The sequence below is a fragment of the Nitrosomonas communis genome (assembly GCF_001007935.1).
Lineage (GTDB): Bacteria > Pseudomonadota > Gammaproteobacteria > Burkholderiales > Nitrosomonadaceae > Nitrosomonas > Nitrosomonas communis.
In genome coordinates, this window is the sequence record NZ_CP011451.1 from 3,906,940 (window position 1) to 3,925,137 (window position 18,198).

At 43.6% G+C, this 18,198-nt stretch carries 15 protein-coding genes and 1 tRNA gene; 6 read left to right on the forward strand and 10 right to left on the reverse strand.

Annotation, left to right across the window (positions count from 1 at the left end):
- Positions 1–37: 37 nt before the first annotated feature.
- From cysM to AAW31_RS17745, 4 genes are all read right to left on the reverse strand, one after another.
- Complete coding sequence (cysM, locus tag AAW31_RS17730; RefSeq protein ID WP_046851937.1) at positions 38–922, reverse strand: cysteine synthase CysM; 885 nt, start codon at positions 920–922, stop codon at positions 38–40.
- Positions 923–1,163: 241 nt separating this feature from the next.
- Entirely contained in the window at positions 1,164–1,505 is a 342-nt protein-coding gene (locus tag AAW31_RS17735) for a ComEA family DNA-binding protein (RefSeq protein WP_309567368.1), read from the reverse strand.
- A gap of 88 nt (positions 1,506–1,593) precedes the next feature.
- On the reverse strand, positions 1,594–3,252 hold the full coding sequence (locus tag AAW31_RS17740; protein WP_046851257.1) for an MFS transporter: 1,659 nt from the start codon (positions 3,250–3,252) through the stop codon (positions 1,594–1,596).
- A gap of 114 nt (positions 3,253–3,366) precedes the next feature.
- Positions 3,367–4,500, reverse strand: coding sequence for a Do family serine endopeptidase (locus AAW31_RS17745; RefSeq protein WP_046851258.1), 1,134 nt, complete (start codon positions 4,498–4,500; stop codon positions 3,367–3,369).
- A gap of 59 nt (positions 4,501–4,559) precedes the next feature.
- On the opposite strand from AAW31_RS17745, the gene AAW31_RS17750 reads away from it, so the two are divergent.
- Both AAW31_RS17750 and mltA read left to right on the forward strand, forming a co-directional pair.
- The gene (locus tag AAW31_RS17750; RefSeq protein ID WP_046851259.1) at positions 4,560–5,306 is read left to right on the forward strand and encodes a Nif3-like dinuclear metal center hexameric protein; all 747 of its coding nucleotides are present in this window, start codon (positions 4,560–4,562) and stop codon (positions 5,304–5,306) included.
- Positions 5,307–5,538: 232 nt separating this feature from the next.
- Complete coding sequence (gene mltA, locus AAW31_RS17755; RefSeq protein ID WP_046851260.1) at positions 5,539–6,774, forward strand: murein transglycosylase A; 1,236 nt, start codon at positions 5,539–5,541, stop codon at positions 6,772–6,774.
- Positions 6,775–6,835: 61 nt separating this feature from the next.
- Here the strand turns inward: mltA and AAW31_RS17760 are convergent, their stop codons facing one another.
- A complete protein-coding gene (locus AAW31_RS17760) occupies positions 6,836–7,549 on the reverse strand; it encodes a DsbC family protein (RefSeq protein ID WP_046851261.1) in 714 nt (237 codons plus the stop codon).
- Positions 7,550–7,830: 281 nt separating this feature from the next.
- The gene (locus AAW31_RS17765; protein WP_046851262.1) at positions 7,831–9,003 is read right to left on the reverse strand and encodes a UbiH/UbiF family hydroxylase; all 1,173 of its coding nucleotides are present in this window, start codon (positions 9,001–9,003) and stop codon (positions 7,831–7,833) included.
- Positions 9,004–9,120: 117 nt separating this feature from the next.
- Here AAW31_RS17765 and AAW31_RS17770 point away from each other — a divergent pair.
- Positions 9,121–9,196 (forward strand) — tRNA-Met (locus AAW31_RS17770).
- A gap of 955 nt (positions 9,197–10,151) precedes the next feature.
- Positions 10,152–11,690, forward strand: a complete 1,539-nt coding sequence (murJ, locus tag AAW31_RS17775) for a murein biosynthesis integral membrane protein MurJ (RefSeq protein WP_046851263.1) — start codon at positions 10,152–10,154, stop codon at positions 11,688–11,690.
- A gap of 22 nt (positions 11,691–11,712) precedes the next feature.
- On the opposite strand, the gene folE2 is transcribed toward murJ, so the two are convergent.
- From folE2 to AAW31_RS17795, 4 genes are all read right to left on the reverse strand, one after another.
- Positions 11,713–12,528: a GTP cyclohydrolase FolE2 gene (gene folE2, locus AAW31_RS17780; RefSeq protein WP_046851264.1), complete on the reverse strand. Its 816-nt coding sequence runs from the start codon at positions 12,526–12,528 to the stop codon at positions 11,713–11,715.
- 219 nt (positions 12,529–12,747) lie between these two features.
- Positions 12,748–14,592, reverse strand: coding sequence for a 1-deoxy-D-xylulose-5-phosphate synthase (gene dxs, locus AAW31_RS17785; RefSeq protein ID WP_046851265.1), 1,845 nt, complete (start codon positions 14,590–14,592; stop codon positions 12,748–12,750).
- A gap of 50 nt (positions 14,593–14,642) precedes the next feature.
- Positions 14,643–15,536, reverse strand: a complete 894-nt coding sequence (locus AAW31_RS17790; protein ID WP_046851266.1) for a polyprenyl synthetase family protein — start codon at positions 15,534–15,536, stop codon at positions 14,643–14,645.
- On the reverse strand, positions 15,526–15,792 hold the full coding sequence (locus tag AAW31_RS17795) for an exodeoxyribonuclease VII small subunit (protein WP_235264411.1): 267 nt from the start codon (positions 15,790–15,792) through the stop codon (positions 15,526–15,528). Before AAW31_RS17795 ends, AAW31_RS17790 begins: the two co-directional genes overlap by 11 nt.
- A 429-nt stretch (positions 15,793–16,221) precedes the next feature.
- On the opposite strand from AAW31_RS17795, the gene AAW31_RS17800 reads away from it, so the two are divergent.
- Complete coding sequence (locus tag AAW31_RS17800) at positions 16,222–16,647, forward strand: hypothetical protein (RefSeq protein WP_235264412.1); 426 nt, start codon at positions 16,222–16,224, stop codon at positions 16,645–16,647.
- A gap of 195 nt (positions 16,648–16,842) precedes the next feature.
- Entirely contained in the window at positions 16,843–17,997 is a 1,155-nt protein-coding gene (locus AAW31_RS17805) for an N-acetyltransferase (protein ID WP_082110591.1), read from the forward strand.
- Positions 17,998–18,198 lie beyond the last annotated feature (201 nt).

The following is an 18,198-nucleotide window of genomic DNA, read 5'->3' on the forward strand; positions in this document are numbered from 1 at the left end:
CTTCTTGTTTAATAGTGCATCGGTCAAATCTGGTTTTTTAATTAAAAACGCTGGTAGATAAATAGCGATCGCCGCGGTCGCATACAATAAAAACAATCACTGCATTATCTAGCTCTGCAGAAACTTTAAGCGCTGCAGCTAGTGCCCCACCTGATGAAACCCCCGCAAAGATGCCCTCTTCGCGTGCCAAACGCCGAGTCATAGTCTCAGCTTCATGCTGAGAAACCAGTATAATGCGACTCACCCGTTTAGGGTCGTATATTTTCGGCAAATAATTTGCTGGCCACTTACGAATACCTGGAATCTGCGATCCTTCTTCCGGTTGGACTCCAATAATTTCAATAGCTGATTTCTTTTCTGAAAAATATCGAGCGCATCCCATGATTGTGCCTGTGGTACCCATGCTACTTACAAAATGAGTTATTTTTCCATCCGTATCACGCCAGATTTCTGGAGCGGTACCCTCATAATGAGCTAACGGATTATCGGGGCTAGCAAACTGATCAAGAATAACCCCCTTACCTTCTTCACACATTTTTTCAGCAATATCACGTGCCTTTTCCATGCCCCCTTCCTTAGGGGTTAATATAATTTCAGCGCCAAACGCACTCATTGCTTGCCGGCGTTCTATACTCAAATTTTCCGGCATAACAAGAATCATCCGATAACCCATTATGGCCGCCGCCATCGACAAGGCAATACCAGTATTGCCACTCGTAGCTTCAATTAAAGTATCACCTGGTTGGATATCCCCTCGTTTTTGCGCATGCTTAATCATAGAAAGCGCTGGCCGATCTTTTACTGATCCAGCTGGGTTATTTCCCTCAAGCTTAGCCAGAATGGTATTACTGGTTTCTCCAGGGATCCGTTTAAGCTCTACTAAGGGGGTCCTACCAACAAAATTCTCAATTGTTTTGAACATAGACAATGCAATTTTTGCTAGAGGATTAATTATCGCATATGTCATTAAAAATGAATGTCCAAAGAATCAGAATAATTTCATTTCTAAATCAAAACTGACTTGGTCGGCTTCACCCTGCCGTAATATTTATATTGTCTGCGGCTCGGCTTCGCATCATTTTTGATTTGGAAGTGGAATAAGCAAAAAAAATACCCCCAGAAACTGAAATATATGTCTGGGGGTATAGCATTACTTCGCTAACTTATGGATTGGATTCTTTTTTCTGTTCAACTGCTATTTTTTCCTCCTTATCCACTGTCAGATCGCTGCGTATTTGCTGAAGAGTGCCCGCTCCAATACCATTTACTTTTTCCAAATCATCAATCGAACTAAACAGTCCATGCTCATTTCGATATTCAACAATGGCTTTTGCCTTGGCTGGACCAATTCCCTTCAGCGCTTCGAGCTCGGCTTGTGAAGCAGTATTAATATCGACTGCTGCATAAACATCACTACTCAATATAAAAAAGATAATTATCAGTTGTTTCAACCTTACCATAATCACTCCTAAAATTATAAAAAAGTGTTGTTTTGCTTTTGACAAGCCTTTATTGCTTATAAAGCAATCCATATATCGGCGTTTTCTCAATCTTATTGAGAAAATTTTAGATAGATCAAGGTAAAGCCAGCTCTCAAGCGCTACGGAAACGTGTTTGTTTCATCAGGATAATAGCCAGAAAAGGTAGAATAAAGCCAATAACAGTGACTGTTATTAATAGCATACCTAGTTCACTGTAATCAGCTGGTACAGAGATATCACTGGTGACAGGATCCCTCACTTCGCGTGTAACGACAAAAATCTGGTTAATATATTTGCTGCCCAATTGAGAAGCTGATAAAGCAAGGTTAGTAAACGATGCCATGACAGCAAAGAAAGTTGCTTTAAGTTTATCTGGCGCTGAATTAGCAATCCATGCCAGCATAGGAATCATTGCAATTTGGCCCAGTGGTGATTCTATTGCCGTATCTATTATAGCGATAAAACGTGCGTCTACTATTCCTCCTGTTTGTGCTGCTGTCCATTCGTGCAAACCAAAGTACATACCTATGATTGGGAAAGACAACAAGGTGCCGGCAATGGTAAGTGCACCTATAATATAAGCCATAGAGCGTTCTGCCATAAAACGGCGAAATATAAACATTCCCACCAACGTTAAGACCGCACCTATCAATGACAAGGTGGCAAGAAATTGCTGATCGAAACCTAGTTGATCAATCATCCACCAGGTTATGCCTGCTCCAGGGTTAGGGAGCGCACGGAATATAAATATCAGAATAGCTGTACCCACCAACTGATTGCGTGCTTCTGCATCAAGCTCACTCGAAAGACGCCAGATCAGAAAAAGAATGATGGCCATTGATAAACAAAAAACAATTTCCTCGGCAGCAGCAAACCCACCGAGTCCGATACTTAAAGATACAATCGTAAACGCTGCACCACCGCCCAATATCCACCAATTAACCGGCGGTGCTTCGGTATGGATAGTCAACAATGCCTCAGCCTCTTTACGGTTCAGTCCCTGTGACAAAAAACGTCTCATATTTTGCCGCCGCAACCAGCTCGCAAAAAATACCCCGCAAACCGAGATAAATGGAATCACCAAGGCAAGTTTATAAACCAACAAATAGGCAGCGGTCCTACCTTCTTCTGGCATGGCACCCACATCGCGCATCAAAATAACATTCGCAATAGAGACAAGCACACTGCCGCCAATGATAGCCACTCGGCCAAGAGTTTGCATTGTGACATGCATTTGTTTGCGCTTTTCTAAAGGCAATGGTTTCCCATTCGCATCTACACGTGGAACAGCTTCGACTGTCATTGCATCGGCCACTACATCTTGGAGAACATAACCAATCGGAGCAAGTAAGGCGGCTGCTACATACCAGCTTTCTAGTGCAGCAACACTTCGCATGGTATCGGTATACCCAAGCAATCCGATCATGATGAGCAGGCTTACCATAATCAAACTTGCTCCCAGATAGACGAGCAAGCTCTTCCAACGCCATATCAAGTCGACAAGATGGCCAATCGGCATTTTGAGCGCCCATGGCAATGCCATCCAGAATGCCAGACCTGCCAGGAACTCAGCAGAAAGCCCCAACCGCTCTTTAACATAAAATGTGCCAACGATTCCAGTCAAGCTTGAAATACCAGCAGCAACGTACACCATTAATGGAGGCAAATACGAAAGCCGCATTTCACGGCCCAGCGCAAATATATTGATATCGAACCAACGGTATAAGGCAGCTAGTGCTTTTGAATTTGGATTTGGTGGCACCACTTTCATTCAGGTTATCCTGTTTCTTTTGATCTATTTCTTCGGAAATATGGCTTCAAACATTTAAATCCACACGCAAAAAAACGTGTATGAGCTATTGATCCAAGCATGCTATCCTGCTCATTAAGTAGGACGTTTACCCACTTTAACTTTAACTGACCTTTCCGAGCTATTACGTAATATCGTTAAAGTCACTGTTTTCCCCGGGCTTAAAGCTGCAACCAGGTTGAGCATTTCGGAGGAATCTGCCACTGTTTTTCCATCCATAGCAAGCAGGATATCTCCTGGTTTTATCCCGGCTTCATCAGCTGGACCATTTTTCAGCACACCGGCAATGAGTGCGCCCCCAGCTTTTTTTAACCTAAATGACTCTGCCAGCTCAGGCGTGATATCCTGCATACTCACACCTAGCCAACCACGTATCACATTCCCGGTTTCGATAATTTGCTCCATGATTTGTTTAGCTGCATTTGCTGGAATAGCAAAGCCTATGCCGAGCGATCCACCTGTACGAGAATAAATAGCCGTATTGATTCCAATCAAATTACCGGCCGTATCAGTCAGCGCACCGCCTGAATTACCTGGGTTAATAGCTGCATCAGTTTGAATAAAATTCTCAAAAGTATTGATGCCTACTTGGGATCGCCCTAATGCACCGATAATTCCCATGGTAACGGTCTGACCAACGCCAAAAGGATTACCGATAGCGAGCACAATGTCACCCACTCTTGCTTGCTCGGATTGACCAAAAGTGATACTGGGCAGATTATCCAGATCAATCTTTAGTACAGCTAAATCACTTTCCCGATCAGAACCAATGATGCGCGCTTTGGCATTTCTACCATCCACCAAGGCAACCTGGATTTCACTTGCTGCCTCCACTACATGATGATTCGTCAGGATATACCCTTCTGGACTGACAATCACGCCTGAGCCAAGACTGGAAGCGCGCCTTGGTCTGGACTCAAAACGCTCGCCAAAAAAACGCTGAAACATCGGGTCATCCAGTAGCGGATGTGATGGCATCCTGACTTCCTTGCTCGTAAAAATATTAACAACCGACGGCATCGCAATTTCTGCGGCAGCATAAAAGCTACCAGGCCGGGGTGCCGTTTCAACGGACATAGCTTCTTTGACCGTCGCCAACTTGCCACGTGGCGTCCAGGGCAATAACTCAGGCCGGAGCGTGGAAACGATAAAAAAAATCGCCAGCAGTACCGTGACCGATTGTGCAAAAATTAACCAAAGTTTATTCATATCAGCGTATTAATCAGGAGTTACAATATCAATAGGTATATAGTGATCAGGAATAAAAAATGCAACAGGATGAACTTGAGAATTATCTGAACCAATTACTGGATATTTCACGTTTTCAAGATTATTGCCCAAATGGACTGCAAGTGGAAGGGCGCAATCAAATTCATACTATAGTAAGTGGCGTTACAGCATCAATGGATTTTCTGCAAGCGGCTGTAGCCATGCACGCTGACGCCGTCCTCGTGCACCATGGTTATTTTTGGCGTGGCGAAGACAGAACACTGCGCAGCATAAGGCATCGGCGCATCGCCTTATTGATGAAGCATGAAATAAGCCTTTTTGCCTATCATCTCCCCCTAGATGCTCATCCAGAATTAGGTAACAACGCTCAATTGGGACAAAAACTCCATTTTGCGACAGTCGGTCACTTTGGAGAACAAAACATTGCCTCATACGGCGAAGTTATGCGCACACTTTCTCTCAATGAGCTGGGTGAAAAAATATCATTGGTATTGGTACGTCAACCATTGATCATTGGCGAACCAACTAAGCAAATCCGCCGCATCGCCTGGTGCACCGGTGCCGCGCAGAACTATTTCGAAGAAGCTATCCAGTTGGATATTGATGCATTCATTACAGGTGAAATTTCCGAGCAAAATGTCCATACTGCACGAGAATCAGGAGTCGCATTTATTTCGGCAGGACACCACGCAACTGAACGTTTCGGTGTGCAAGCACTTGGAGAACATATTGCCCGGCAATTTGGCATCAAACATCACTTCATTGATCTAGATAACCCGGTATGATCGATGCATTTACAGTTTATAAAAAATTTAGATGCTAAAAGCATGAGTGATTATTTTCCAAGGCCAGTCAATCTTCCTTCTTGCTCTTGTCTTTTTTCTTAGGCAGAGTCCACCAAATGATAAAAATAAATAATCCCAATGCCAGCGCTGCTTCTGCTGCTAATATCCACATATCTCTCAGCTTGTTGTATAGTCAGAATTTATCAAAAAATATAACTTTAATTAAAATTAAATGCAAAGCCAATCAACTTTATCTATTCTCGCATTGCTATTGTTGCTGCTGGTAGCCTGCAAAACAGAGACTATTCCGCCAGCACACATACCTGCCAAACCATCTGCTTCCTCAAGCACAAGCAAATCCCCGTCTGCTCCCATTGTACCCCAAGTATCCCCCATATCCCCTAGCACCAGTCAGCTAAAAGCCACTGATTGGTCTCAATTAAAAGAATGGGAACAAGACATGCTTTTGCCAGCGTGGACTGCTTTTTTACAAAGCTGCAATGCTTTAAATAAGCAACTATTGTGGCGGGAAACCTGCAAAAAAGCCAGCATGATCAAGCAACCCACTGATAACACCATTAAACATTTCCTTAAGCTCCATTTTACCCCCCATCAGGTAATGAACTTGGATGGTAGTGCTGAAGGATTAATTACCGGCTACTATGAACCACTGCTTAAAGGCAGCCGCACCCCATCACAGCAGTATCGTTACCCACTTTATGCGCAACCTGATGAACTTCTTATTATCGAATTAGCTGATGTTTATCCAGAACTTAAGAATCTGCAATTGAGAGGCCGTTTAGAAGGACGCAAAGTGGTACCGTATTATACTCGAGCAGAAATTGAGAATGAATCAGCATCACTGAAAGGGCGTGAGCTTGTATGGGTCAACGATCAAGTTGAATTATTCTTTCTCCAGATTCAAGGTTCAGGCCGTATCATTCTCGAAAATGGAGAAATTCTCAGAGTGGGTTATGCCGATCAGAATGGCCATCCCTATCAATCAATCGGAAAACTCCTGGTTCAGCGTGGTGAACTTCCCTTAGAAAATGCTTCCATGCAGGGAATCAAGCAGTGGGGACAGCAAAATCCTGACAAACTCACTCAATTACTGCATCAAAATTCACGCTATATCTTTTTTCGAGAGCTCCCTAACAACTTGTCTGGCCCAATTGGTGCATTGGGTATACCACTCACTGCGGGTAGAAGCTTGGCTGTCGATCCCCGCGCTATACCACAAGGCGCTCCTGTTTTTCTCTCCACCACCTGGCCTAACAGCAACAAACCGCTCAATCGGTTGATGGTAGCCCAGGATGCGGGTAGTGCGATAAAAGGTGGAGTACGTGCTGATTTCTTCTGGGGATTCGGCCCGGAAGCAGCAAGCCAGGCCGGAAAAATGAAGCAAAAAGGAAAAATGTGGGTACTGTTACCCAAAAACTATTCCTCACAACTTCAGGCTCAAAAATAAAAAAAGAATAAGCTGGTTACTATTTCTTGTACGAAAATAAAACTATGCATGCTCATTCGTTCTATTTTTTTCCCGCGTCATCGAGTCTTCTCTCAATCTCTTCTGCTGGAATCATGCCGGATACAACTGATCCATCAGCAAAGATAAGCGTGGGTGTTCCGTTTACTTTATTTTTCTGTCCTGATTGAAGCAATGTATTCAACGGCGTTTCGCAGTCTTTCCCTGTGGGCGCAATCCCTTGTAGCATAAAATCATCCCAGGCCTTTAGCCGGTCAGCCGAACACCAAATCGCTGTTGCTGTTTGCATTGAGTTTTTTAAGATAGGATAAAGCAGTGTGTAAATGGTAGCATCGTTTACCTTAGCAAGTTCTGCTTCCAATTTTTTGCAATAAGGGCAATGTGGATCAGAATAAACGATCAGCGTGCGCTTTCCATTTCCCTTAACCGCCTTGATCGCTAGATCCAATGGTAAAGTATCCAGTGCTATTCGTCGTGCATCTCTGAGCTCCTGCATGCGTTCGCTGGTCAAACTTACTCGCGTTTTAGTATCGACGATATGTCCCACGAAAAAATATGCTGCCTTCTCGTCTGTGTAGAGGATTTCTCCACCAACCACAACCTCATACAAACCCATATAAGGGGTTTTACGAACACTTTCGATCTCGCTACCCGGGAAATGTGTTTGGAGCATTTTTTTGAGCTGCGCTTCATCAGCGAAGGCATAATTGAAAATAAAGCTTAACAGCAGAAACATACAAAAATGATGTAAACGCATGATTATTTTGCTCCTGTTCAAAAAATTAGGGTTCGGTATGCTCATTTGACCTAGCCTCCTCAGCTCATCGCTGATGTTAGGTGTTAACATGATGATTATTCTTATCTTTAAAAAATTTTTGCACCCCCTGTTGGATGCAATTGCTTCGGGTAGATTACCTAATTTACGAGCACATGGCTGTGTTATAACCTCTCGAAGTAAAGCGACTATTCCGCTTTGTGGCATCTCACCCTGCCCCATAAAATAGCGCACTTCATTCCATTCAATTGATGAATCCAGGTTTAACTGAGTGCATGCTGCATCAGTCTGTTTTTTAATAAGGGAAAACGATTGGTAATTTCAAACCCCAGGTTTCGTAAACGAATCAATATAGGGTCTGGACTGCTAAATAATTTTTGTAGACCATCGGTTACAAATTCCATCGCAAGAATATCTTCCTTACGTGCTCGCTCATAGCGGCGCAATAACATAAAGTCGCCACAATCTGATTGCAAGCCTCGATTCATTAGAATGGCAGCTAATTCACGTGCATCACGCAAGCCTAGATTGACGCCTTGCCCTGCTAGCGGATGAATCCCATGTGCAGCATCACCAATTAAAACTAGCCGTGGTTTTGCTAGTGCTTTGACATGTACAAAATTCAGCGGAAAACCTACTGGCTCAGTCACCAACTGGAATTTTCCAAGTATATGGTTGGCAGCTTCCGCTACCTGGCAGCATAATGCTTCATCGGATAAGTCGCGTAACTTGCTAGCCTGAGATTCATTTGCTGACCACACCATGGATACCCGTTTATCAGGCAATGGTAATAATGCTAACACACCATCTCGCCGGAACCACTGATATGCCGTGTTAAAATGAGAAATTTCAGCGCTAAAATTGGCTACCATACCTATTTGGTGATAGGCATGCTGTGTTACCTCAATTTTTGCTTGCTTCCTTACCCATGAATTAACACCATCGGCACCTATGACTAAAGCAGCTTGTAGCAAGCGGCCATCTGCCAGCTGTATATCAACTCGGGACTCATGCCATACAAGCGAAATACACTGGGCGGGGCAGAAAACTGTCACACTCTCATCAGCTATACTGGTAAGTGCCTTCCAAACAGCAGTTTGTAATTGCCGATTTTCAGCGATAAACGCCAGCTCAGATAATCCACTTGCATAAGCACTAAAATCAAGCCTCGCTGCGCCGTCATCGCCGAACACCTTCATCTCGTACACCGGTGTAATGCGTGCATCTTCTACTTGTTGCCACAAGCCTAGCTTTTGCAGAAAAGCAGCACTACCTGGGCTGATAGCATAAACTCTGCTATCCCAGCTCGTATCATTTGGCAATGGAGCAGGCAAGCGCGATTCAATCAGCGCTATTTTCAAGCCGCTTCCTTTAAGTGCCACGACTAGACTTGCACCCACCAAGCCACCACCGATCACAACAATATCGAATTTCATGATGAAATTATACAGATGCTTTATCTCTGGGAATACAGCAAATATGTAAAAGAAACATCAAGTCAATCTTGACAGCATTCCCACTCCAAAGGCAAAATGCACGTTTTATGCTTATATGGCGAATTAGCTCAGTGGTTAGAGCAGCGGAATCATAATCCGTTGGTCCGGGGTTCAAATCCCTGATTCGCCACCATCTCTTACCAATTAACAAGGGCGAAGCGGCTACTATAGATATTAGATATCGCAAATACCACAGACGCCACTGTTTAAATTATGTCCAGCATCGCCCATCTAATCCCATTTTTAAATCAAACATGACGCGAAGGCGAGCCGCAGACAGTATCATCATACGGCAAGGTGAAGCTGACAAAACCACTTTTGATTTAGAAATGGAATAATTTAGTTTAGCATTCATCGTGCTAACACAGCAGAACCTCCACAAGCAGCAAAAAAAATGGCTCATCAAAATTAGAAAAGTAGAATAACTTCTATAGATCAGCTTGTTTGATGTAATTCCATTTCCAATTCAAACATGACGTGAAGGCCAGCCGTAGACAGTATCAATCATACGACAAAGTGAAGCCGACAAAACCACTTCTGATTTAGCAATGGAATGAGGTATGTCAGGGTTTTATATTATGGAGATATTGATTCATTAGTTTTGGATATTTCTAAAACTTACTCTCAATTAGAATGAACGCAAATAAAAATGATATGCCATTGTCACACCAATCTCAAAACTGACAGACTGGCTGCATGACATAACCAGAGCATTTATCAGACTAAAAATACTTAACCATTAAATAGATATAACTAATGACAAAAAAAGCTGCAATAATGATGACGATTTTTTTGAGCACCTTCTATCACCTCTCTAGTTAATTATTAACAGAATTTTTAATATTTTAACAATAAATACCAACCATGCTTTATCTTTTAGCTATTGTGAGCAGCTAAAGGTTAAATCAGACAGAAAATTATTTTATATTCAAAAAAGCTGATCTTCTTATTTAATTCCATTTCTAAAATCAAAAGTAACTTTGTCCGCTTACCTTGTCGTATGATTGATACTGTCTGTGGCTCGACTTCGCACAGCATGTTTGATTTGGAAATGAAATAAAGTCAATTTATTTATATCGTCCACTCAATTGAATCTACTTAGAGCACTTGCCGCAGTCAGCAGCATGACATTAATTTCACGCATCCTAGGATTCTTGCGTGACGTACTCATCGCCAGAATCTTTGGTGCTGGGATGGCAAGCGACGCTTTCTTTGTTGCATTTCGTATTCCCAATCTGTTACGTCGACTATTTGCAGAAGGCGCCTTTTCACAAGCATTTGTTCCTATTCTTGCTGAATATAAAAACCGCCGTACGGAAAATGAAACACGCGAACTGATTGATCATGTGGCGACATTATTGGGAATTGCACTATTTATAGTAACGCTGGCCGGGGTGTTGGCTGCACCACTCATCATTTATATCAGTGCCCCAGGATTCTCAGCCGATCAGGAAAAATTCGTGTTAACCATCGAACTACTGCGCATTACTTTTCCTTATATTTTGTTTATCTCTTTTGTCGCGCTGGCAGGAGGAATCCTTAATACCTATAGTAAATTTTCAGTGCCAGCATTTACGCCGGTTTTATTGAATTTATCGTTCATCGGCTGTGCGATTTGGCTTGCACCTCTACTTGATCCTCCCGTCCTTGCCCTTGCTTGGGCAGTATTCCTCGGTGGCATACTGCAGCTTGCATTTCAAATCCCGTTCTTGATACGCCTCAAACGAATACCCCGTTTTCATCTGAAATCAAAGGATACCGGCGCGTGGCGCGTGCTCAAACTAATGGGGCCAGCGGTTTTTGGGGTATCTATCGGACAGATCAGTATGCTGATCAACACCATTTTTGCTTCATTGCTAGTGACAGGTAGCGTTTCCTGGCTTTACTATGCTGATCGGTTAATGGAATTTCCGGCAGGCCTTCTTGGTGTCGCACTGGGAACCATCTTGTTACCCTCCTTATCGCGCCATTACGCGAGCCATGATAACGAGAGATACTCTCACCTGCTGGATTGGGGTTTACGATTGACTTTTCTGCTGACATTACCGGCAGCCGTAGCATTGGCATTGCTCGCTACGCCGCTTATTGCCACGCTTTTTTATCATGGCGCTTTTACAGCGGAAGATGTCTGGATGACCCGTCAAGCACTTATCGCCTACAGCATCGGCTTACTTGGGCTCATTCTGGTAAAAGTGCTGGCTCCCGGTTTTTATGCCCGACAAAATATCAAAACTCCTGTCAAAATTGCCGTCATCACACTCGTTGCAACTCAATTAATGAATCTTGCTTTTATCTTTCCATTGGAGCATGCTGGATTAGCGTTGGCGATCGGCCTAGGTGCTTGCCTTAATGCAGGATTACTCTACTATAAATTACGCCATCATGGCATTTATCAGCCGCAACCCGGTTGGGCAATATTCTTACTGAAAATTTTAACAGCACTAGTTGTCATGAGCGGCACTCTCTGGTTTGCGACAGGTAGCGATCTATCCTGGTTACAAAATACTGCAATGGAGCGCGCACTACGCTTGGCCCAAGTTGTCCTCCTAGGCGCTGCTTCCTATTTCACTGCCTTATGGCTATTAGGTTTCCGCCTGCGTGATTTTGCTCGACAAGGAGAAGAATAATACTGCTAGTTGATACGCAAAATTAAGTATGGGGCAACTCGTTGCATTTATCCCGTTCGATCAGTGCATAAGCAGAATGATTATGAATGGACTCGAAATTCTCTGATTCCACCACATAGGCATCAATACGATCATCACTATTCAGCACTTCTGCTATATCACGTACAAGGTCTTCGACAAATTTGGGATTGTCATAGGCTCTTTCAGTGACATATTTTTCGTCTGGACGCTTGAGCAGACCGTAAAGTTCACAAGAAGCATTCTCTTCGGCTACTTTAATCATATCTTCAATCCAGACAAAACTATTGGTACGTACTGAAACGGTTACATGAGAGCGTTGATTGTGTGCGCCATACTCTGAAATTTTCTTGGAGCAGGGGCAAAGGCTAGTTACAGGAACGATCACTTTCATAGTGAATGCATAGTGATTCTGTTTGATTTCACCAATAAAAGTGACTTCATAATCCAACAAACTTTGCACACCAGAGATGGGAGCTGATTTGTTAACGAAGTAAGGAAAGGTCATTTCAATATGTCCAGAATCAGATTCTAGCCTGGTTACCATAGCCCGCAAGATTCCCTCAAATGACTCAACGGAAATCTCACGTTCGTGGCTATTCAGTATCTCGACAAATCGAGACATGTGCGTACCCTTGAAATTATGCGGTAAATTCACATACATGTTGAATACTGCAACGGTATGCTGCACCCCACCATCTTTATCGGCTACTTTGACTGGATGACGAATGGCTTTAATACCCACTCTGTCGATTGCAATACGCCGGGTATCCAACGAACTTTGTACATCAGCAATCGAAAAATCAGTTTGTTTGTTCATAGTGATTCCTTCTGGAAAGATAGAGACAACCTGCTTCGCTACTGAAAGCCTTTAAGAATGACAACGTGCGTCAAGTCTAAAAGGACTAACCAAGACCGAGTAGGCGCTTTTTGGTCAGACCTTCCTTTACAAAGTTGGTTCTAAGCATGAAAACCATTAAAAAACATCAATAGAAATCATCAGCTCACTCAAGTGGAGTCATTGCAGATACTCTACCAGTTATTCGGATAGCCTAGCACGGATGGAGCTAATGACACCCATTTTGTCTAAGCCGCAATCAACCAACATTTGTGTAGGATCTCCCTGATCAAGGAAAAGATCTGGCAAGCCTAACTGAAGCAGCTTAACGACCATTCTTTTGTTTGCCAGTGATTCCATCACAGCACTACCCGCTCCACCCATAATGGTATTTTCTTCAATCGTGACCAGCAATTCATGGGTAGCCGCTAACGCTAGCACCAAATCTTCATCCAATGGTTTGACAAACCGCATATTCGCAACGGTAGCATCCAATTCCTCCGCTGCCTCCAGAGAAGGGGCCAGCATGCTGCCAAAAGCAAGCAAAGCGATTTTGCTACCTTTCCGGCGAATCTCTCCACGACCTAGTGGTAATACCTGCATCTCTTTTTGTATCTTTACGCCAACGCCTGTCCCACGTGGATAACGCACCGCTGTCGGTGTGTTCATCTGGTAAGCAGTGTAAAGCATTTGACGGCATTCATTTTCATCGGCAGGCGTCATTACCGTCATATTCGGAATGCAGCGCAAATAGCTTAGATCAAAGCTACCTGCATGGGTAGGTCCATCAGCTCCCACTAATCCCGCGCGATCAATGGCAAAAACCACGGGTAAATTTTGAATGGCCACGTCGTGAATCAACTGGTCATAAGCGCGTTGTAAAAAAGTTGAATAAATAGCCACCACCGGCTTCAACCCATCACATGCCGCACCAGCAGCAAAAGTCACCGCATGTTGCTCAGCAATTCCTACATCGAAATAGCGATTCGGATATTCCCGGGAAAATCTGACCAAACCCGATCCTTCGCGCATCGCAGGTGTAACACCAATCAAGCGTGGATCTATGGCCGCCATATCACACAACCAGTCGCCAAAGATTTGTGTATAAGTTGGGTTACTACCGGATTTGGAAACAATGCCCTGGGTTGGCTCAAATTTCCCCACACCATGATACAAAATCGGATCCTCTTCAGCCGGCTGATAGCCAGCACCCTTACGCGTCACAACATGTAGAAACTGGGGCCCATCCAGATGTTTGATATTGCTCAGCGTCGTAAGCAGCACATCCAGATCATGCCCATCAATTGGCCCGATATAGTTGAAGCCAAACTCTTCGAACAATGTACCAGGAGTCATCATTCCTTTTACATGCTCTTCGGCACGCCTAGCCAACTCCAGAACGGGTGGCATTACGCCCAATACCCTCTCACCGGCACGACGAGCTGTTGCATAAAATCTACCAGACATCAGCTTGGCTAAATAATTATTGAGCGCCCCGACTGGAGGAGAAATGGACATATCATTATCGTTCAATATCACCAGCAAATTAGCATCCATTACGCCAGCATTATTCAACGCTTCAAATGCCATACCGGCACTCATGGCCCCGTCGCCAATCACAGCAATCGTGCGCCGTTTGATACCTCCTAGTTGTGCGGCCACTGCCATCCCTAAAGCCGCACTGATAGATGTGCTCGAATGGGCTGTACCAAAGGCATCATATACACTCTCATCCCGTCGCGGAAATCCCGCAATACCGCCGTGCATGCGCAATTTAGCCATTCCTTCACGCCGGCCAGTCAATATCTTATGAGCATAGGTTTGATGACCTACATCCCATACCAGTCGGTCACAGGGCGTATTGAAGATATAGTGCAGCGCAATGGTTAATTCGACAGTACCAAGATTCGACGACAAGTGCCCGCCAGTTTTTGCCACGGATTCAACCAGAAATTGACGTAGCTCATCAGCAAATTGTGGTAGTTGTTTACGCTCCAGCTTTCTTAAGTCGGTAGGAGTGTTAACACGGTCAAGTAATGGGTACATGCAAACTTAAATAGAAATGTTAGCTGATTGTAAAAAGAAAAGAATCAGGATTAGAACTCACGCTGAACAATGAAATCTGTTACTTGCAATAATCGATGAGTAGATTTCCCCAGATGTTCAAGTGCCTGATAGGCATCATGCTGCAGCGCTTTAGCCAGTTCACGAGCCTGCTTCACTCCTAAAATACTGACATAGGTTGGCTTGTTTTGCTCGGCATCCTTACCTGCAGTTTTGCCCAATGCTGCAGTCGTTGCTTCGGCATCAAGCACATCGTCTACTACCTGAAACGCAAGACCGATACATTTAGCGAAATGATCCAAACGATCCAGTTGTTCTTCGCTTAATTTATCGCCACAATACGCCCCCAGCATGACTGCTGCACGTATAAGAGCCCCAGTCTTATGGATATGCATAAATTCAAGCTCTGGCAAAGTCAGCATCTTGCCTACACTTTCGAGATCAATCGCCTGCCCACCGGCCATTCCCCGTGATCCAGCTGCTTGGGCAAGTTGCTTGATCATTTCCAGCTGCTTTTTTGGGTTCTCTGCCAAACTGAATTCAGCCATTAACTGAAAAGCCAAACTTTGCAGACTATCTCCTACTAATAATGCAGTTGGTTCGTCATATTTCATATGGCAAGTAGGTTTACCGCGCCGCAACGTATCATCATCCATACAAGGCAGATCATCGTGAACTAACGAGTAGACATGGATCAATTCTACCGCTGCAGCTACAACGATGGCGCGCGTTTCATCTGCTCCGTTCAATTCTCCAGCGGCAAAAGAAAGCAATGGACGAATTCTCTTCCCTCCACCAAGTACCGCATAGCGCATCGCCTCGTGCAAGCGCTTCGGCGCATGATTTTCCGCGGGAAGGTGATTTTGTAGGTAAGACTCTATTTGTAACTGATGGCTTTTAACCCAGCCCTGGAAATCAGCGTTCATCGATACCTGATGTAGAAAAATCTTTCAGCATGTCTGCCTCAAGAACACGTATTTGTTGCTGCGCATTTTGCAACGTAGTCTGACAGTAATGCAATAGCTCCACTCCCCGCTTATAAGCTGAAAGCGAAGCTTCCAATGTCATTTTCCCTGCTTCCATTGCGACGACAATGGCTTCTAGCTCGGTTGATGCTGCTTCAAAACTATCTGGCTGTGGTGGGGATGCTGTCATAACTGCTTTGTTGGATTTATTTTTCATGCTTTCTTCTTTTACTTTTTCAGGAGGGCGAAGGAAAACAGTTTGTTAGGTTTATTTTGCTTAAACACAGACAAAATATCGCAATCAGTATAACTCGGTCAATCCTATTTTAACCTTTCCTGCCGTTCTCATCATAAGGATTTAATAAATATCCGATTAATCAAACCCTATCAATCTTTCGGAAACTTATTCCCTCCAGCTTTTTTGTATACTATATCTTTGTAAACTTGATTCCAACAGCAATTGTCGAGGCATATCATATTGATCCGTGCGCTATCCTATGGCAATATCGATTACAATTGATTGAGCAAATCATTTAATTTTCAAAGAATTTAATATTTTGTATTTATATTTTCTAATTTAACCAATACGTTAAAAGTCGAGGAAATTTTGGATAAATATCTAGATCAAATTACCAATTATTTCATTATGGTCCCGTTGTGGCCATTTACATTACTTGGCTTCATCATCGCTATTGCCATTTTCGTCGAAATTATTAATCGTCGACGACGAGCAGATGCCGTAGAGTATTATGACACCACTTTCAGAACAGAACTTGCTGGCTTATATCCAGTTCCTACGCACTGGCCGGAAGATCTCTCGGCTCATTTACGCACAAGATTACCCGTCATGCGCGAAGCGTTTGAAATTCTGAAAATTTTTATTCCCCAAAAACAGCTGCGTGATTACAACCTCGCTTGGAATAAATTTTATGATTTTTGTCGCATGAATGGTGCAATTGATGAAAAGCAAGCTGATACAACGACACCATCTGAAGCAGAGCACGATGCAAAACAAGCCTTTCATCAGCTTGTAACCGATCTGTTGGCCTATACTGATCAATTTAAACGGTAAAAGCAGAAAAGTTTTCCATAAACTTGACTTGAATTAGGCAAACCATTGAACACTAACAAGCTTTAATGGCAAGCTTGCCGATATTTTTGCTCCGGTTTTGCTTATTCCATTCAACCTCACCTGACATGATGAGAAATTGCCAATGTGCTCATGGTTTTTGCAATATTACATGAGCCTGCCGATCCGCTTTATATCATGAGTGAACAAATAGATCAGCAGAAAAATACCCCTATTTACGTGCATCCTGTCATCTCTTACCGTGAGATGGGTACATTTATTGACATTCCCTGGCAAATTTATGCAAATGATCCTATGTGGGTGCCTCCTCTTCGCTTGGAGCGACGCTTGCATTTTTCCAGATTTAACCCTTTTTTAGAGCATGCAAAATGGCAAGCCTGGATTGCTTATAAAGGTAAACAACCCGTAGGTAGAATTAGTGCACAAGTGGACACTCTTCACAGACAACGTTATGGCGCAGATACGGGGCATTTTGGCTCGCTGGAATGTATCAACGATAGCGAGGTCTTTGCCAAGCTCATGCATACTGCCGAAACTTGGCTTGCTGAACGGGGCACACGTCAGGTAACTGGACCTTTTAATTTATCCATCAATCAGGAGTGCGGTATTTTAATAGAGGGCTTTGAAACACCACCGGTTGTCATGATGCCGCATTCACCTAAATGGTATGGTCCATTACTGGAACAATGCGGCTACCAGCCTGCTAAAGATCTCCTGGCCTATTGGATTGCGGTTGATTTTGAACCACCAAGAATCATGCGTACGGTGATTCAGAAATTTTCAAAGCAAATTAAGCTGAGAACGCTACGCCGCGATAAATTTAGTGAAGAAATGGAAATATTGCGTGATATTTTCAACGATGCCTGGTCAGAAAACTGGGGATTTGTCCCTTTTACCCAATCTGAATTTGCTGAGCTTGGCAACAGTCTGCGCTGGCTAGTCCCAAGTGAATATATCCAGATTGCGGAAGTAGAGGGAGTTCCTGTTGCATTCATGGCAGCCCTTCCCAACCTTAATGAAATTTTTGCCCAACTCAATGGTAATTTGTTTCCGACAGGCTGGCTTCGTTTAATTAAGCAACTAAAATCCAACACGGTTCAGACTGCCCGTATTCCGCTAATGGGTGTGCGCAAGCAATTCCACAATACGCCGCTTGGCATGGCACTGGCTTTTACGGTGATCAATGCGCCGAGAGAAATCGGGCTTGTGAGAGGAATCAAAAAAGTCGAACTGTCCTGGATCCTTGAAGATAACAAGCCTATGCGCAGTATACTCGAAACTATTGGCTGCCAAGAATATAAGCGATACCGGCTTTATAAAAAAACGCTCTAGTTGATCAACGCAAGTATTCTTGACCTTTAATTACAAGATCTTTGGCTGATAGGTAGCACCGAGAATTATCCGCTTTATTAACACTAACACAGTGCAAATTGTTTCAGTGAATTGGCTTGTATGTTGAACCAATTTCTTTACCCTTTGCTCGGGCAGGAATTAATGCTGATAAGCTTTATGATGGATGGTGGATAAAATCTT

What these genes read in the sequence shown, in the direction of transcription:
- cysM (WP_046851937.1), bottom strand. Translation starts at nt 922, where the DNA reads ATGTTCAAAACAATTGAGAATTTTGTTGGTAGGACCCCCTTAGTAGAG.
- AAW31_RS17740 (WP_046851257.1), bottom strand. Translation starts at nt 3,252, where the DNA reads ATGAAAGTGGTGCCACCAAATCCAAATTCAAAAGCACTAGCTGCCTTA.
- AAW31_RS17745 (WP_046851258.1), bottom strand. Translation starts at nt 4,500, where the DNA reads ATGAATAAACTTTGGTTAATTTTTGCACAATCGGTCACGGTACTGCTG.
- AAW31_RS17750 (WP_046851259.1), top strand. Translation starts at nt 4,560, where the DNA reads ATGCAACAGGATGAACTTGAGAATTATCTGAACCAATTACTGGATATT.
- mltA (WP_046851260.1), top strand. Translation starts at nt 5,539, where the DNA reads ATGCAAAGCCAATCAACTTTATCTATTCTCGCATTGCTATTGTTGCTG.
- AAW31_RS17760 (WP_046851261.1), bottom strand. Translation starts at nt 7,549, where the DNA reads ATGCGTTTACATCATTTTTGTATGTTTCTGCTGTTAAGCTTTATTTTC.
- AAW31_RS17765 (WP_046851262.1), bottom strand. Translation starts at nt 9,003, where the DNA reads ATGAAATTCGATATTGTTGTGATCGGTGGTGGCTTGGTGGGTGCAAGT.
- folE2 (WP_046851264.1), bottom strand. Translation starts at nt 12,528, where the DNA reads ATGAACAAACAAACTGATTTTTCGATTGCTGATGTACAAAGTTCGTTG.
- dxs (WP_046851265.1), bottom strand. Translation starts at nt 14,592, where the DNA reads ATGTACCCATTACTTGACCGTGTTAACACTCCTACCGACTTAAGAAAG.
- AAW31_RS17790 (WP_046851266.1), bottom strand. Translation starts at nt 15,536, where the DNA reads ATGAACGCTGATTTCCAGGGCTGGGTTAAAAGCCATCAGTTACAAATA.
- AAW31_RS17795 (WP_235264411.1), bottom strand. Translation starts at nt 15,792, where the DNA reads ATGAAAAATAAATCCAACAAAGCAGTTATGACAGCATCCCCACCACAG.
- AAW31_RS17800 (WP_235264412.1), top strand. Translation starts at nt 16,222, where the DNA reads ATGGTCCCGTTGTGGCCATTTACATTACTTGGCTTCATCATCGCTATT.
- AAW31_RS17805 (WP_082110591.1), top strand. Translation starts at nt 16,843, where the DNA reads ATGAGTGAACAAATAGATCAGCAGAAAAATACCCCTATTTACGTGCAT.